This is a genomic window from Corallococcus sp. CA049B (assembly GCF_003611685.1).
Taxonomy (GTDB): Bacteria; Myxococcota; Myxococcia; order Myxococcales; family Myxococcaceae; genus Corallococcus; species Corallococcus coralloides.
Genome location: NZ_RAWC01000081.1, coordinates 1 through 14,729, shown reverse-complemented (window position 1 = coordinate 14,729; position 14,729 = coordinate 1). Strand labels below are relative to the sequence as shown.

Here is a 14,729-nt window from a genome sequence, read left to right as displayed (position 1 = left end):
ACCGAGATCCACCTGGAGGCTGATGCCTGCCGCGACTCGGCCGCCCGAGAACGCCCAGAAGCGGTACGAGCGTCACTTCATCTCCAGAGGGTCAGAAAGGAATCTCGGGCCAGCCGAGGGTTGCGAAGCCCCCCGATTCCACCGGGTCGCCGCGTTCGCCGTCGCATTCTGAGCACACGGAAGGGACTCGCGGGCACTGACCCGCCAGGGGGACAGGGAATAGATCCAGGCGCTGTCCAGATGAGAGCCTATTTCCGTTGCGTCTCGCTGTGTGTGATGGGGCTGCTCCTGTGTGAGTTCGGCTGCGCGGTCTGCCCCCTGGGGACGGCCCCCTCCCCGCGGAGTCCGACCGCGGGGGCTTCGAGCATCATGAGCTGGAGCAAGCCCCAGCGGCTCTCCACCGGGCCGTCGCTTTCGTGGGAGCACACGCGCGTGGTGGCGGGCCCCTCCGGGAGCGCAATCGCCGTCTTCGCGCATGTCACGACCCAGAACGCGCCCTACGACTACACGGCGCTCTACGCCAGCCGCTATGCCGCCACGTCCGACACATGGACGCCCGAGCAGCCGCTCCAGTCCCAGCCCGGCCACGTCCTCCGGAGCAGTCTGGCCGCGGATGAGCAGGGCAAGGCCATCGCTGTCTGGCTCCAGCAGACCCCGGCCGGCGACACCCTCTTCGCGAGCCGCTTTTCGGCGGCGACGGGCCAATGGAGCCCCGCGTTACAGCTCACGTTCCCCCTGGATGACACACCCACCATGCGTCTGGCCATGTCCCCCACGGGCGACGCGGTCTTCATCTGGACCACGCTCTGCAAGACCCTGTGCAAGCCCGCCGAGCACCGGGTGATGGCCATGCGCTATGCGGCGGCCAGCAACAGATGGATCCAACCGCCGGTGCCCCTCAACTCGGCGCGCGACACCCCGTCGCTCTGGCCCGCCGCCGCCCTCGACGTGAACGGCAATGCGCTCGTGTTGTGGCAGCAGGCGGACGCCCGCGGGACCCAGGCCATTCATGGCAGTGCGTTCAACGCCGACAAGCTCCAGTGGTGTAGCGATTCGATTTTGAGCCGGACGAACTACGGCGCGGCATCGACGCCCGCCATCGCCATGGACGCGGCGGGCAACGCGCTCGCCGTCTGGCCTCAGCACGTCTCGACGCTGACCGGCGAACTGATGCAGGGAATCGACGCACGCCGCTACGACCGTGCGAGCAACACATGGCAGCCCTCCGTGCGCATCGACTCGCACATCTCCGATTACGGAGGCATGTTCAACCCCTCCATCGTCATCGCGACGAACACGGGCGATGCGCTGGCCGGCTGGCTGTACCTCCCCCACCCCCCGCCCCTCACCGGGGCCGCCGAGGGCCGCGTGTACCTCGCGGCGAAGGAGGAATGGGACATCCGCCCGCGCTTCGACCGCAGCGTCGACCCGAACAACCCGCGGCTCGGAGGCACCGTGCTGGGCGGATATCCCGTGCTCGCCTCCGACCCGGCCGGCGATCAGGTCGCCTTCTGGGCCCAGTCCGACCACACGGCCTGGGCGAGCTACCAATATGCCCCTGGCAACTTCCGGGCCCCGGAGCCCCTGCGGTCCGCGCCGGGAGCTGTCGTGGGCGCCATCACGGGGGCCATGGACCTGAATGGGCATGCAACGGCGGTGTGGATTGAGACCGCCGCGGATGGCGACACCCTCTGGGTGGCTCGCTACCAGTAGCCTGGGGCCCAGGCAGGCTGCCGGTCCTGGGGCGGAAAGTGGGCGGGCGAACCCTCCCGCGGCCCTGTCAGGAAGGGCCCGGCCCCCCCGTCCGAAGTTCTTGCGGTCACGGCCCTGGCCCGGTATACGGGCGGGGCTTCACGGCCAGGTAGCTCACCTGGTTAGAGCGGCGGTCTCATAATCCGCAGGTAGTCAGTTCAAGTCTGACCCTGGCCATCAAGCAGCCCCGGAGTCACTTTCCCAAGTGATTCCGGGGCTTTTTTCGTTCCATGGCACCCGCCCGTCCCCCTTCCGGGGGATTGTCAGGCCCCCTCCCGGCGCGGTCCGATTCCCCTTGTCCCGACGCGCAGCACCCATGCCCCGGGGGGAGTCCGCACGATGCTGGACGAGGAAATCCACTCGAAGGCCCGGGCCGCGGCCGTCCGCTGGGCGCGCTGGCGGCTGGGCCCCCTTGGTTTCGCGGACCTCATCACCCGGGTCGACGCGTCCGTGCTCCGCTACGGGCGGCTCGTCACCCGGTACGCCGTCCGCACCGGCACCTGGGCGGCGGAGGCCTACGCGGGCGGAGCGAACACGGCACGGAGTTCGCGCTCCACGCCTCCGGTCTCACTCGACACACTCGACCTGTGGAGCGCATCTCCGGAGGCCCTGGCCGAAAAATCATCCCACCTCGCCGTGTGCGGAGACTGCCAGGGCGCAGGACAGGTGACGTGCCCCACGTGCAGTGGCTCCCTTCGCGCCAGTTGCTCCGGCTGCGGCGGGTCCGGCCGGCGGATGAGCCGGGCGCGCAAGAGCTACCGGATGGTGAACTGCACGGAGTGCCGGGGAAAGGGCACGAAGAAGTGCGTCCGCTGCACGAAGGGCAAGGTGGGCTGCCACACCTGCCGGGGCTCGGGGACGCTCCGCCGGTGGCTGAGGGTGTCGACCGTCGAACGCACCCAGGTGCGTGCATGGCCGGATGCGAAGGCCCTCTCCGCGCACAAGGGCCTGCTGGAGGATTCGAAGCGGGCACTTCAATGGCCGGGAGCGCGGGCCCTGGCTTCCGTGGAGCACCCGGGTCCCCTGCCCGGCTCGGCGCTGGGGGATGAGGCCCGTTCCGCGGGCTTCATCGCCGCGAGGTCCTCGATGGAGCCCGACCTCGAGCCGCTGCGCGGAAGAATCCTTTCCCAGACATTGGATGTCTTTGAAGCCCCGTCCGCGACCGTCTGTTTCGAGTTCGCGGGCAGGCCGGGCTTCATCCACCTGATGGGACGCGACCTCCACCCCACCCAGGCCCGCGACACCTCCGCCTTCCACCGGCGCGTCGGGGCCCTGATGGGCGTGGCCATGGCGGGCTTCTTCGCCGTGCCCTTCCTGGTCAGCGCGTTCATCTCACGGCACGCGTTCTACGCGGAACCGGACCAGAGCTGGCTTGCCGTGCTTGCGATTTCGGGTCTCTGGCCCGGGACCTGGTGGTGGGCCGCGACCGCCCTGCGCCGCCGACGCGCTGGTGGCGCGAAGTCTCCCGCACGGTGGCACGACCGGATTGGCATCGGACTGACGGGACTCTGCGCGCTCGTCCTCGCGGGGTGCTTTCTCTTCATTCGTCCATCGGTTCCGGAGCTGGTCCGCCTGACGGCCGCGGGTCAGCTCCGTGAAGCCGAGCTGCATGCGGACCTGCTGGAGGCCAACGGTGAATCCAGTCCTGAGTACATCGAGGCGCGGAATACGTTCGTGCTCGCGCGCATCCAGGGCATGGACAATCGCGACGCGGTGAGGCTCATCCGTCACTACGCGGCCTCCGGAAAGGGCACCGGTCCCCTGGAGACGGCGCGCGTGAAGCTGCGCGAGGCATGGGCTCGCTCCGCGCTGGAACGTGGCGTGGAGGACACGGTGGAGGCGGAGCTGAAAGCCCTGTCCACCGAGCGGGCTCCGGCCTCCGTCATGGACGGACTTCGCGCGAAGCTGGAGGACTTCCGCATCGCGACGGGAAAGGCCGCGCTGGAGAAGGGAGAGCTGGCCGAGGCCATCCAGGTGCTGTCACGCATCCAGGCCCGGACGCTCGTCTCAGAACGCCCCGAGCCGCTCATCACCCAGGCCTACCTGCGTCAGGAACGTGCATGCCCTGCCCGCGATGTTCGCTGCCGCGCCACGGCCCTCCACGCCGCGGTAGCGGTCGACACGGGCGAAACAGCCCGCACGGCCCTCGCCTCCTTCCGAAGCGCGGAGCTCACTCGGATGGCAACGGCCACGGCTCACGCGGGAGGGCTCGGTGCTTCGCTGCGCGAACTCCGGACCGCGGACGAGGATGCGGGCGCACTGCTCTCGGTGCTCGGGAGCGACGCTGAAATGACCGCCGCGAGGGCCGCGCTCCTCGGCCGCAGGGAGGCGTTGCTGCGCAATCGCTTTCCCCTCGGGGAACCCGTGGAAGTCGCCCAGGCACAGCTCGGTCCCTCCGGATTGGAGATGCAGCGCTCGGATGTGTTCCGCGTGGTGGACGCGCCCCCGGGAACGCTCACGTACCTGTTCGTCGGTCAGGGCATGACCCGTGGCCTCTACGTCACCACGCCAGACCATGGGAAGGCGGGGCTGTCGCCCGCGGCGCTCCAGCTTGCCGCGAAGCGATTCACGGGCCAGGAGTTCTCCGCGAAGGACCTGGTGCATGCGGGCAAGGGCGTGGCCCATGTGACGGTGCGCCTGGGCCGGCACACGGCCCTGCTGGGATGGCATGACGACACGCTGGTCGAAGCACAGATGGGACGGGTGGATCCATGAGGCGCGTCAGCAAGGCGGCGCTGGGCTTGGGGGTCGTCGCGGCGCTGGTGTGTTCACACCTCGCGAGGGCGCATCCGGGACGGACCAACAGCTCCGGCTGTCACAACGTACGGGCCACGGGTGGCTATCACTGCCACGGCGGTGGTGGCGGTGGTGGCGGTGGTGGCGGCGGCGGATGGCGGGAGCTCGAGGAGACACCCACGCGCGTGAAGGTCATCGCCATTCCGCGCGCGCGCGTGTGGATCAACGGCGCCTTCGTGGGCATGTCCCCGACGCCAGCGGTGCGCGTCGACGGAACGAAGGTCCAGGTCCTGCTGGAGCACGCCGCACTGGGCCGTCACGAGACGACCGCGACCATCGACTCGGGGGGGACGACCGCCCTGACGGTGAGGTGGTAGGCGAGCCGGCAGGCCTGCTCCCAGAGGCCGAACGTCCACGTCCGAAAACGGCCAGACATCCAGGGCCCGCCGTGGGACGTTTCCCCCATGGACGGCCTGGACCCCACCGCCTGCTACCGCGCGTTGACGACGCGGGACTCCCGCTTCGACGGGCGGTTCTTCACCGCCGTGAAGACGACGCGCATCTACTGCCGCCCCATCTGCCCGGCCCGCGCGCCCCGCTTCGAGAACTGCACCTTCTACCCCACCGCCGCCGCGGCCCAGGAAGCAGGCTTCCGGCCCTGCCTCCGCTGCCGGCCCGAGGCCTCGCCGTCACTCGCGCCCTGGCGCGGCACCTCCGTCACCGTCTCGCGCGCACTGGCGCTCATCGCGGACGGCCTGCTGGATGCCGACGAGGCCAGCGTCGAGGTGCTGGCTGACAGGCTGGGCGTGGGGGACCGGCAGCTGCGACGGCTCTTTCAACAACACCTGGGCGCATCACCGGTCGCCGTGGCGCAGACGCGCCGCGTGCTCTTCGCCCGTCAGCTGATCCACGAGACCTCCCTGTCCATGGCGGAGGTCGCCCTCGCGTCCGGCTTCGGCAGCGTGCGGCGCTTCAACGCCGTCTTCCAGTCGCTCTACGGCCGGCCTCCGGGCGCCCTCCGCCGTGCCCGGGCGGCTCCCGTGGCGTCCGCAGGCCCCGAGGTGACGCTCCTCATCCCCTACCGGCCGCCCTACGACTGGGACGCGCTGGAGGCCTGGCTGACGGCCCGAGCATTCACCGGCATGGAGCACGTCGAGCCCGGCCGCTATCTGCGCACGTTCACGAATGCCTGGGGCCAGGGCGCCGTGGCGGTGTCGCCCGCCCCGGGGCTCGACGCCCTGCGCGCCACCCTGCGTGTCAGCGATGTGCGGATGCTGCCCTCCGTCGTCGCCCAGGTCCGCCGCGTCTTCGACGTGGGCGCGGACGTGGAGGCCATCCGGGCCCACCTGTCGACGGATGCCCTGCTCGCGCCCCTGCTCGCCGCGCGTCCCGGCCTTCGCGCCCCGGGCGGCTGGGATGGCTTCGAGCTGGCGGTCCGCGCCATCCTGGGCCAGCAGGTGACGACCGTCGCCGCGCGGCAGCTGGGACAGCGGCTCCTCGCCATGCATGGCGAAAGCCTGGACCCGGCGCTCACCGGCGATGCCCGGCTCCAGCGCGCGTTCCCCCGTCCCGAAACCCTCGCCTCGGCGGACCTCACCGGTCTGGGGATGCCGGCCGCGCGGGCCCGGGCGATCTCCCAGCTCGCCGCGGCGGTCGCGGCGGATTCCTCGCTGTTCCAGCCCGGCCCGTCGCTCGCGGACACCGTGGCCCGCTTCACGCGCCTGCCCGGCATCGGCGAGTGGACCGCCCAATACATCGCCCTCCGCGCCGTCCGCGAGACAGATGCCTTTCCCGCCTCCGACGTCGCCCTGCTTCGCGCCGCGACGGAAGCCGGAGGCTCACGGCCCTCGCCCGAAGCGCTGCTGCGACGCGCCGAAGCCTGGAGCCCGTGGCGTGCATACGCCGCCCAGCACCTCTGGACCGCGGCGGCCCTCACCCCTCCCCGCCGGAAAGCCCATGCCTGACCGTCTGCGCTTCTTCATCGATTCCACGCCCACCCCCGCTGGCGTGGCGCTCCTCGTCTGTGATGAGGAAGGCCGCCTGCGCGCGTTGGACTGGGAGGGCTACGAGGCCCGCATGCACCGGCTCCTGCGCCTGCATTACGGTGAGAACGGCTGCGTCCTGGAGCCCGCGCGCGACCCCGCCGGCCGCACCTCCGCGCTCCAGGCCTATCTGCGCGGTGACCTGGGCGCCATCGCCTGTCTTCCCGTGGAGACCGGCGGCACGCCCTTCCAGCGCGAGGTCTGGCGCGCCCTCCGCGAGATTCCCGTGGGAACGACGACCACCTACGGCCGGCTCGCCGAACGCATCGGACGCCCCAAGGCCATCCGCGCCGTGGGCCTGGCCAATGGCGCCAATCCCATCAGCATCGTCGTCCCGTGCCACCGCGTTGTCGGTGCCAATGCCTCACTCACGGGTTATGCAGGAGGCCTGGAACGCAAACGCTGGCTGCTCGACCATGAGCAGACCCACGCCTGAATCCCTCTCACCCCGTCACCGGAGCTGCCACGCATGACCGCCCGTCCCGACACCGCCCCCACCTTCCGCGCGCTGCACCAGGGCCCTGACCTGCTCGTGCTTCCGAATGTCTGGGACGCCGGCAGCGCTCGCCTCTTCGAGAGCCTTGGCGCGAAGGCCATCGCCACCACCAGCGCCGGCATCGCCTGGGCCCTGGGCTTCCCGGACGGCAATGCGCTGCCCGTGGACGCGCTCGTCCACACGGTGCGCACCATCACCCGTGCCATCCAGGTCCCCCTCACCGTGGACGCCGAAGCGGGCTACTCCGACGACCCGGCCACCGCCGCGGAGAACGTGGCCCGCCTCCTGTCCGAGGGCGCCGTGGGCTGCAACCTGGAGGACGGCAGCGGTCCTCCGGAGCTGCTCGCCGCGAAGATTGAACGCGTGAAGCAGGCCGGCGCGCGCCTGGGCGTGGACGTCTTCGTCAACGCGCGCACGGACGTCTACCTGCGCAAGCTCGTTCCGCCCGAGCGCCGCGTGGAGGAGACCCTGGCCCGAGCCGCCCGCTACCAGCAGGCCGGCGCGGATGGCCTCTTCGCCGCGGGCGTCACGGATGCGGCCGAGATCCAGGCCATCACCCGGGGCACCTCGCTGCCTGTGAATGTGCTCGCGCGGCAGGACCTCCCCGCTCCGGCGGAGTTGCAGCGGCTGGGGGTGCGGAGGCTCAGCGCCGGCTCCGCCATCCCGGAGGCGCTCTGGGGCCGGGCCGGGGCGCTCGCCTCTGCCTTCCTCCGCGAGGGACACTCCGCGAGCCTGTTCGAAGCCGCCGCCAGCTACCCGTCCCTCAACGCGCTGATGAACCCGAAGTAGTCGCCCGGAGGAAGCGAGCCATGTCCCAAGAGGATCGCCAGCGCTGGAACAGCAAGTACCAGCAGACCACCGCGCCGCCGGAGCCCTCTGACTTCCTCCGCTCGCTCGAGGGGCGGCTGCCCCGAAAGGGCCGGGCGCTCGACCTGGCCGGCGGAGCGGGACACGACGCGTGCTGGCTCGCGCGGCGCGGGCTGGACGTCACCCTGGTGGACATCTCCGACGTGGCGCTGGCACAGGCGGAAACCCTGGCGCGCGACGCGGGCGTGCCCCTCACGCACCTGCGTCTGGACCTGGAGTCCGACCCGTTGCCGCCCGGTCCGTTCGACCTGGTCGTGTGCTTGAACTACCTCTGGCGACCGCTCTTCGCCGCCGTGCCACGGCTGCTCGCACCGGGTGGGTTGTTCGTCTTCGCCCAGCCCACCCGGCGCAACCTGCAACGCCATCCGCACCCGTCCAAGCGCTTCCTCCTGGAGGAGGGTGAACTGCCCGCCCTGCTCCAGGGGCTCCAATCCCTCTCATTCACCGAGGACTGGACGGACGCCGGACGTCACGAGGCGCGCGTCCTGGCTCAGCGCCGCTTGTACTGAAGCTCAATGGCTTTCTGCGGCGCCGCTCCAGGCTCGATGTTGAAATGCGTGATGACCAGCGCATCCGGGCCGGTGAGCTCGATGTCCACGCGCCAGCCCCAGCGGGGCGACTGCTCACCGGTGGAGTAGCTGCCGGTGACGGAGAAGCGGTCGCTCACCCCGGGCTCCCCGTGCAGGCTCATGATGTCCGTGCCGACGTGGAAGGTGTCCACCCACGCCATGGTGAACTGCCGCCCGTCCAGGTGGTGGCCCAGCGTCGCGATTCCGGACAGCGGCTTGCCGCCAAATGCGGACGTGTACTCGTAGACCACGAAGCGGCCGTCGAGCACGCTCCGGAAGGTGCCGGAGATGGGCGACTCATCCTCCACCTTGTCAGGCTGGAACCACGTGCGCGCGACGCCCTCCCACGTGCCGACCAGGCGGGAGAGGAGGTGGTGGGGACCCGCGGACAGGGATTGCTGCAGACGCTCCTGGCTCATGGGCGCGGAGTCTCCCGGATGCCCCCGGGCAGGTCCACTTCTCCGGACATTCCTCCGGCATCAGGGCTTAGGCGCCGTTACATTGCCGCCCCCTGCTTCGTTTCCCATCAGGAGCCTTCCTTGCCTACGACCCCTGCCTATGCCGCCCCCAGCGCGAAGGCCGCGCTCGGCCCCTTCACCGTGGAGCGCCGCGAGCCGCGTCCCCAGGACGTCCTCATCGACATCCAGTACTGCGGCGTGTGCCACTCCGACATCCACCAGGCCCGCGACGAGTGGGGCGGCGCCCTCTTTCCCATGGTCCCGGGCCACGAAATCGTCGGCAAGGTGTCCCAGGTGGGCAGCGCCGTCACCACGTTCAAGGTGGGTGACGCGGTGGGCGTGGGCTGCTTCGTGGACTCGTGCCGCGAGTGCCCCCAGTGCCTCAAGGGCGACGAGCAGTACTGCGACCGCGGCGCGGTGAACACCTACAACGGCCGTGACTACGACGGCCAGCCCACCTACGGCGGCTACTCCACGCGCATCACCGTGGACGCGAAGTACGTGGTGCGCATCCCGGAGGGCATCCCCCTGGACCGCGCCGCGCCGCTCTTGTGCGCGGGCATCACCACGTACTCGCCGCTGCGCTACTACGGCGTGAAGCCCGGCAGCACGCTGGCCGTCGTGGGCCTGGGGGGCCTGGGCCACATGGGCGTGAAGCTGGCCAAGGCGATGGGCGCGGAGGTGACGGTGCTGAGCACCTCGCCGTCCAAGCGTGACGACGCGCTCGCCCTGGGCGCCACGCACTTCGAGGCCACGTCCGACAAGGCGACGTTCAAGAAGCTGCGCCGGTCCTTCGACTTCATCCTGGACACCGTCTCCGCGCAGCACGACTACAACGCCTACCTGAGCCTGCTGAAGACGGACGGCACGATGATCATCGTCGGCGCGCCGGAAGCCCCCACACCGCTGGCGGCCTTCTCGCTCATCCCCCGCCGGCTCAAGCTGGGCGGCTCGATGATTGGCGGCATCCGTGAGACGCAGGAGATGCTCGACTTCTGCGCCAAGCACCAGGTGGCCGCCGACGTGGAGGTCATCCCCATCCAGAAGATCAACGACGCCTACGAGCGCATGCTCAAGAACGACGTGCGCTACCGCTTCGTCATCGACACGGCGAGCCTGAAGTAGCCGCCACCCCGAAGCCCCGGCGTCCCTGCACGCCGGGGCCCATCGTGAAGCCTCAGCCGCGCCAGGCCGACCAGAGCGACACGAGGCCGAAGAGGAAGAAGAGCGCGGCGGTCACCCAGCGCACGTACTTCATGTTCACCCGCCCGGACAGCCGGTCGCCCAGGAACACCGCGAGGCCGTCCGACACCAGCATCCCCGCCGTCGTCCCCAGCGTCACCAGCACCGGCGCCTGGTAGCGCGCGGCCACGGCCATGGTGGCCAGCTGCGTCTTGTCCCCCATCTCCGCCATGAAGAAGAGCGCCACCGTGGTGAGGAAGGCGCCGAAGCGCGGGGGCTTGCCGCCGTCCTCATCCAGCGTGTCGGGCTTGAGCGTCCACAGGCCGAAGCCCAGGAACAACACCGCCAGGACCAGCGCCATCACCCGCGCGGGGACGTGCGTGGACACCCATGTGCCCACCGACGACGCCAGCGCGTGGTTGGCCACCGTGGCCACGAAGATGCCGCCCAGCACCACCCACGGCTTGCGGAATCTGGACGCCAGCGAGAACGCCAGCAGCTGGGTCTTGTCCCCCATCTCACTGGCGGCGACGAGCACGAATGAACCGACGATTGCTTCCAACGACACGATGGCACTCCATCCCAGTTCCTGGCGCGGAGGGTGTCGTGGGGTGGAGCGCTTCAGGGAGGAGCGCGCACGACGGACCTCGGCCAGGGAGCGTTATCCCTGTCCGAAGGTCTCGTTCGTCTCGCGCGCTTGCGCGGGATGGGGGCCCGGGCTGTCACCAGCCAGTGTGTCGAGCGCCCCTCCGCCCCTCGCTGCCGGGCGGGAACTACTCCCCTTACGTGAATGCGCGAGTAACAGCGCACCGGGTTCCAAGTCAACCCGGCCCGCCGCGTGTTCCTTTTTTTGACGGCACGAGAGGCCGGCCCCCTAATGCCCACGCCAGGTCGGTAGCGGCCTGTAGCAGCATTCCTGGAGGAAGCCCGATGCAGGATGGAAGCGCCAGCCCGCTGAGCCCCGACGCTCCGTCGTCCCCGTCCGCGGTGGAACCCGGTGAGGTCCGAAGCCCCGAGGCCGACATCGTCTCCACCCACGTCCTCGTTCCCGAGGAGCAGGTGCACAAGCTGCGCGAGCTGGCGCGGCGCACCCGCATCCACCAGAGCGAGTACCTGCGTGAGGCCGTGGAGGACCTGCTGTCCAAGTACGGCCGCATCCCCGCCAAGACAGAGGGCCAGTCGTGAGCGGCCCCCTGCTCCGCCGCCGCGCCCGCCTGCTGAGTGAGCGGCTGTGGCGCTGGCTGGAGCAGGAGCTGTAATCCTCCCGTCATCGCCTCCAGGCCCACCTGGAGCGGTCCGGGAGGAACACGCTAGGGTCGTTCGCCTCTCCTTCCAGGAGTCGCGCCCCGGATGCGTCCCTCCCTGCTGTCCGCACTGCTCGCGCTGGCCGCCACCGGCTGCGCCACCCCCGGCTTCGACAAGCTCTACCCCGGCATGACGGCCGCCCAGGTGGCGGACACCATGGGCAGGGGGCCGGAGCGGGCGCAGGAGTTCGCGGACGGCTCGGCGGCCTGGTACTTCGACGAGGACCACTGCGTGCTGATGCGCGACCACGTGCTCGTGGCCAAGTCCACCACGCAGACGCACACCGCGGTGCGCACGCCCGTGGGCTCGCTGAAGGACGCCACCAAGGCCTGGTGCGGTCCGCCGGGCACCGACGGCAAGCACGAGCAGCGCATCGAGACGCCCTTCGGCACGTTCAAGGGCACCGTGGACCCCGCCGCCGTCACGGATCAGGTGCGCAACAGCGTGCGCGCCCAGCAGGTGCCTCCCGCGTCCCCGCCCGCGACCGACGGAGGGCAGGCCCTCCAGCCCGCCCCGTAGCGGCGCAAGGGCCTCAGGCCACCGACGAGCGGGTGACCGCGGTGTCGTCGTCCTTCTTCATCTTCCCCGCCAGCTCACGGAAGGACATGTGGCTGATGGACAGCAGGATGAGTCCGAAGGCGATCTGCTGGAACGTCTGGCACATCCACAGCACGTTCGCGTAGGCGAGCCCGTGCGCGTTCACCATCGCGGCGGGCATGAACAACCCCAGGCCCACCTTGGTGGCGGCCTGGAAGGTGCCCATCATCCCGGGCGCGGCGGGGATCATCACGCCCACCACCAGCACGCACATCACGATGTAGGACTGGAACAGCGTCAGGTTCATGGGCTCGCAGGCCGTGCCCGCCGCCGCGCCGGAGCAGTCGAAGGCGCGCGCGAGCAGCGCCATGCCCAGGCCGTTCACGCCCCAGTAGGCGACCGTGTAGAGGAAGAACAGGGCGATGTGCTTGCGGTCGGGGAGCTGCCGCATGGCCCCCACGAAGGTGTCCACGACGTCCGCCACCTTGTCCGCGATGCCCGGCGAGAAGCGGCCCACGGTGGCGCGCACCAGCCGCACCGTGCGCTCCTGCTGCCACAGGCCCAGCAGCAGGAACACCAGTCCACCGCCGAACACGGCGAACATCAGCCACGCGCCCAGCTTCACGTACCGGACCTCGGGGGTCTCCGTGGGGACGAAGAAGAGCAGCACGCGGAACAGCGCCGCGACGAAGAGGCCGTCCACGATGCGCTCCAGCACCACGGACGTCATGGCCGCGCTGCGGCGGATGGAGCTGCGCTGGGCGATGAGGAAGGGCCGCGCGAACTCACCCAGCCGGAACGGCAGCACCAGCAGCATCATGAAGCCGATGCCGGACGCTTCGTTCAGCTTGCGGAACGGGACGCGCTCCAGGCCGGACAGCAACGCACCCCAGCGCAACGTGCGGAAGATGTGCACGAAGGTGAGGCACACGCAGTACGGCAGAATCCACGCGTAGTTGGCCGCCTTGAGGCTGGCGACCTGCGTGGACAGGTCCGTGTCCCGGAAGGCCCACCACATGAAGGCAACGGTGACGAGCAGGCTGGCGATGAGGTTGACGGCGCGTTTCACGGCAGGCGGGTATAGCGTCACTCTCCCCGCGACTCCAGCGGCACGCCCGTCCCCTGCCCTCCGGGGCGCACGGGCGAGGGCCTTCCGGTGGCACGCTCCCCTGCCCTGTCATTCGCGCGGTCCGGGAATCTTCCAGCTTCGAACGCCGGCAACGGCTAGGCGTCGTGGTGGCGGCGCGGCTCGCCGTCGGAGGGGAGCTCGTCCTCCTGCTGCTCGGCCTGACGGTCAGGCACGCGGTACTCCTCACCTAGCCAGCGGCCCAGGTCGACGGCGCGGCAGCGGCGGGAGCAGAAGGGATGGGAGGTGTTCTCCGGACGCGGAGGCACGGGCTTCTGACAGATGGGACACGGCGCGAGTGGCATGGCGGATGGAGTCCTAGATAAGCCTTGACGCTCCGGCGGGCCAGGACGTTTCGTGCCCGGCCCCGTGCAGATGCCTCCGGAGACCGCGCACACGCTGTTGAAGGGCGACCGGCTGTCCCGGGACTTCACCGCCGTGGGCGTGGAGGACACGGTCGCCCAGGCGCTGGAGAAGCTGCGCGCCCACCCCGGCACGGGGGAGATCTTCTACTGCTACGCGTGCGACCCGGCCGGCCGGCTGGTGGGCGTGGTGCCCATCCGCAAGCTGATCCGCGCGGCGCCCGACGAGCGCATCGCGTCGCTGATGTTCACGCGGGTGGTGAAGCTGCCGGTGGACGCCTCCGACGCGCTGGTGGAGGACTTCTTCGTCACCTACCGCTTCCTGGCGTTCCCGGTGGTGGACGTGGAGGGGCGCATCGTGGGCGTGGTGGAGATGAACCAGTTCGTGGACGCGTTCTCCGACACCCTCTTCGACGAGGTGGAGGGCCGCGTGCGCGACGAGGTCTACCGCTTCGTGGGCCTGCCCAGGGACGAGGCGCGCGAGACGCGGCCGGGGCGCATGGCGCTCAAGCGCTTCCCGTGGCTGCTCGTGAACATCGCCGGCGGGTTCCTGGCGGCCACGACGACGCGGCTGTTCGAGCGCACGGTGGCGGAGCTGGTGGTGGTGAGCGCCTTCATCCCCATGGTGCTGGTGCTGTCGGAGAGCCTGGGCGTGCAAACGACGGCCGTCTCCGTGTCGATGGTCACGCACGGCGACGTGGACAAGAAGGTGGTGGCGCGCGAGGTGCTGGCCGCGAGCCTGGCGGGGTTGATGGCGGCGGTGGTGGTGGCGCTCCTGGGGCGCGTCTATTCGCCGGGGTTCGGCTTTCCCCTGGCGCTATTCGTGGCGGTGGCGGTGTCCGCCACGCTGGCGTCGTGCCTGGGGGGCGTGCTGCCGTTCCTCTTCAAGCGGCTGAAGGTGGATCCGCACCTGGCGTCGGCGCCGCTGGTGCTGGCGGTGTCCGACAACGTGACGCTGCTGGCGTACTTCGGATTGGTGACGCGGTTGTTGCTGTAACGGTGGGGTGGGTCTTCTTCCGGAAGGGGGCAGGTCATGAAGGTCGTGCGCATCACGAAGCCGGGCGGTCCAGAGGTCCTCGCGTTCGACGAGCGGCCGGAGCCGGAGCCAGGGCCCCATGACGTGCAGGTGCGCGTGCGGGCAAGCGCGCTGAACCGGGCGGACCTCCTCCAGGTGCGCGGGGCGTATCCGCCTCCGCCCGACGTGCCCCAGGACGTGCCGGGCCTCGAGTACGCGGGCGAGGTGGTGGCGGTGGGCCCGCGTGCGCGGAAGTTCCAGCCGGGTGACCGGGTGATGGGG

The 14,729-nt window shown here is 70.3% G+C and carries 16 protein-coding genes and 1 tRNA gene; 13 read left to right on the top strand and 4 right to left on the bottom strand.

Annotated elements, in window-relative coordinates; all coding sequences use genetic code 11:
* The first annotated feature begins 369 nt into the window (after window positions 1–369).
* From D7W82_RS19285 to D7W82_RS19250, 8 genes are all read left to right on the top strand, one after another.
* A complete protein-coding gene (locus D7W82_RS19285) occupies window positions 370–1,713 on the top strand; it encodes a hypothetical protein (protein WP_147439391.1) in 1,344 nt (447 codons plus the stop codon).
* A gap of 142 nt (window positions 1,714–1,855) precedes the next feature.
* Window positions 1,856–1,929 (top strand) — tRNA-Ile (locus D7W82_RS19280).
* A gap of 162 nt (window positions 1,930–2,091) precedes the next feature.
* Window positions 2,092–4,467: a hypothetical protein gene (locus D7W82_RS19275; RefSeq protein WP_120619746.1), complete on the top strand. Its 2,376-nt coding sequence runs from the start codon at window positions 2,092–2,094 to the stop codon at window positions 4,465–4,467.
* Window positions 4,464–4,865: a YHYH domain-containing protein gene (locus D7W82_RS19270; RefSeq protein ID WP_120619745.1), complete on the top strand. Its 402-nt coding sequence runs from the start codon at window positions 4,464–4,466 to the stop codon at window positions 4,863–4,865. Before D7W82_RS19275 ends, D7W82_RS19270 begins: the two co-directional genes overlap by 4 nt.
* Window positions 4,866–4,952: 87 nt before the next feature.
* Entirely contained in the window at window positions 4,953–6,452 is a 1,500-nt protein-coding gene (locus D7W82_RS19265; protein ID WP_120619744.1) for an AlkA N-terminal domain-containing protein, read from the top strand.
* Window positions 6,445–6,966, top strand: coding sequence for a methylated-DNA--[protein]-cysteine S-methyltransferase (gene ogt / locus D7W82_RS19260; protein ID WP_199727786.1), 522 nt, complete (start codon window positions 6,445–6,447; stop codon window positions 6,964–6,966). The genes D7W82_RS19265 and ogt overlap by 8 nt, the downstream gene beginning before the upstream one ends.
* Before the next feature lie 33 nt (window positions 6,967–6,999).
* Window positions 7,000–7,815: an isocitrate lyase/phosphoenolpyruvate mutase family protein gene (locus tag D7W82_RS19255; protein WP_120619743.1), complete on the top strand. Its 816-nt coding sequence runs from the start codon at window positions 7,000–7,002 to the stop codon at window positions 7,813–7,815.
* 20 nt (window positions 7,816–7,835) lie between these two features.
* Window positions 7,836–8,402 carry a bifunctional 2-polyprenyl-6-hydroxyphenol methylase/3-demethylubiquinol 3-O-methyltransferase UbiG gene (locus D7W82_RS19250; RefSeq protein ID WP_120619742.1) on the top strand — a complete coding sequence of 189 codons (567 nt, stop codon included), beginning with the start codon at window positions 7,836–7,838 and terminating at the stop codon, window positions 8,400–8,402.
* On the opposite strand, the gene D7W82_RS19245 is transcribed toward D7W82_RS19250, so the two are convergent.
* On the bottom strand, window positions 8,384–8,881 hold the full coding sequence (locus D7W82_RS19245; protein ID WP_120619741.1) for a DUF1579 domain-containing protein: 498 nt from the start codon (window positions 8,879–8,881) through the stop codon (window positions 8,384–8,386). The two genes, D7W82_RS19250 and D7W82_RS19245, sit on opposite strands and share 19 nt — an antisense overlap.
* Window positions 8,882–9,001: 120 nt before the next feature.
* On the opposite strand from D7W82_RS19245, the gene D7W82_RS19240 reads away from it, so the two are divergent.
* Window positions 9,002–10,045: an NAD(P)-dependent alcohol dehydrogenase gene (locus D7W82_RS19240; RefSeq protein WP_120619740.1), complete on the top strand. Its 1,044-nt coding sequence runs from the start codon at window positions 9,002–9,004 to the stop codon at window positions 10,043–10,045.
* A gap of 52 nt (window positions 10,046–10,097) precedes the next feature.
* Here the strand turns inward: D7W82_RS19240 and D7W82_RS19235 are convergent, their stop codons facing one another.
* On the bottom strand, window positions 10,098–10,664 hold the full coding sequence (locus D7W82_RS19235) for a TMEM165/GDT1 family protein (protein ID WP_120619739.1): 567 nt from the start codon (window positions 10,662–10,664) through the stop codon (window positions 10,098–10,100).
* A 368-nt stretch (window positions 10,665–11,032) separates the two neighbouring features.
* Here D7W82_RS19235 and D7W82_RS19230 point away from each other — a divergent pair, with 368 nt between their 5' ends.
* Together D7W82_RS19230 and D7W82_RS19225 are read left to right on the top strand one after the other, a co-directional pair.
* Window positions 11,033–11,287: a ribbon-helix-helix domain-containing protein gene (locus D7W82_RS19230; protein WP_120565721.1), complete on the top strand. Its 255-nt coding sequence runs from the start codon at window positions 11,033–11,035 to the stop codon at window positions 11,285–11,287.
* A 165-nt stretch (window positions 11,288–11,452) separates the two neighbouring features.
* On the top strand, window positions 11,453–11,926 hold the full coding sequence (locus D7W82_RS19225; protein WP_120619738.1) for a hypothetical protein: 474 nt from the start codon (window positions 11,453–11,455) through the stop codon (window positions 11,924–11,926).
* A 13-nt stretch (window positions 11,927–11,939) separates the two neighbouring features.
* Here the strand turns inward: D7W82_RS19225 and D7W82_RS19220 are convergent, their stop codons facing one another.
* Both D7W82_RS19220 and D7W82_RS19215 read right to left on the bottom strand, forming a co-directional pair.
* A complete protein-coding gene (locus D7W82_RS19220) occupies window positions 11,940–13,013 on the bottom strand; it encodes a lysylphosphatidylglycerol synthase transmembrane domain-containing protein (protein ID WP_120619737.1) in 1,074 nt (357 codons plus the stop codon).
* Window positions 13,014–13,168: 155 nt separating this feature from the next.
* Window positions 13,169–13,375 (bottom strand): DNA gyrase inhibitor YacG, encoded by a 207-nt coding sequence (locus D7W82_RS19215; RefSeq protein ID WP_014396283.1) that lies wholly within the window; start codon window positions 13,373–13,375, stop codon window positions 13,169–13,171.
* A 52-nt stretch (window positions 13,376–13,427) separates the two neighbouring features.
* On the opposite strand from D7W82_RS19215, the gene D7W82_RS19210 reads away from it, so the two are divergent.
* Window positions 13,428–14,429, top strand: a complete 1,002-nt coding sequence (locus D7W82_RS19210) for a magnesium transporter (RefSeq protein ID WP_120619736.1) — start codon at window positions 13,428–13,430, stop codon at window positions 14,427–14,429.
* A 36-nt stretch (window positions 14,430–14,465) separates the two neighbouring features.
* On the top strand, window positions 14,466–14,729 hold a 264-nt coding region (locus D7W82_RS19205), incomplete at its 3' end, for an alcohol dehydrogenase catalytic domain-containing protein (protein ID WP_158617691.1).

What these genes read in the sequence shown, in the direction of transcription:
- D7W82_RS19255 (WP_120619743.1), top strand. Translation starts at nt 7,000, where the DNA reads ATGACCGCCCGTCCCGACACCGCCCCCACCTTCCGCGCGCTGCACCAG.
- D7W82_RS19275 (WP_120619746.1), top strand. Translation starts at nt 2,092, where the DNA reads ATGCTGGACGAGGAAATCCACTCGAAGGCCCGGGCCGCGGCCGTCCGC.
- D7W82_RS19285 (WP_147439391.1), top strand. Translation starts at nt 370, where the DNA reads ATGAGCTGGAGCAAGCCCCAGCGGCTCTCCACCGGGCCGTCGCTTTCG.
- D7W82_RS19250 (WP_120619742.1), top strand. Translation starts at nt 7,836, where the DNA reads ATGTCCCAAGAGGATCGCCAGCGCTGGAACAGCAAGTACCAGCAGACC.
- D7W82_RS19245 (WP_120619741.1), bottom strand. Translation starts at nt 8,881, where the DNA reads ATGAGCCAGGAGCGTCTGCAGCAATCCCTGTCCGCGGGTCCCCACCAC.
- D7W82_RS19215 (WP_014396283.1), bottom strand. Translation starts at nt 13,375, where the DNA reads ATGCCACTCGCGCCGTGTCCCATCTGTCAGAAGCCCGTGCCTCCGCGT.
- D7W82_RS19225 (WP_120619738.1), top strand. Translation starts at nt 11,453, where the DNA reads ATGCGTCCCTCCCTGCTGTCCGCACTGCTCGCGCTGGCCGCCACCGGC.
- D7W82_RS19230 (WP_120565721.1), top strand. Translation starts at nt 11,033, where the DNA reads ATGCAGGATGGAAGCGCCAGCCCGCTGAGCCCCGACGCTCCGTCGTCC.
- ogt (WP_199727786.1), top strand. Translation starts at nt 6,445, where the DNA reads ATGCCTGACCGTCTGCGCTTCTTCATCGATTCCACGCCCACCCCCGCT.
- D7W82_RS19270 (WP_120619745.1), top strand. Translation starts at nt 4,464, where the DNA reads ATGAGGCGCGTCAGCAAGGCGGCGCTGGGCTTGGGGGTCGTCGCGGCG.
- D7W82_RS19265 (WP_120619744.1), top strand. Translation starts at nt 4,953, where the DNA reads ATGGACGGCCTGGACCCCACCGCCTGCTACCGCGCGTTGACGACGCGG.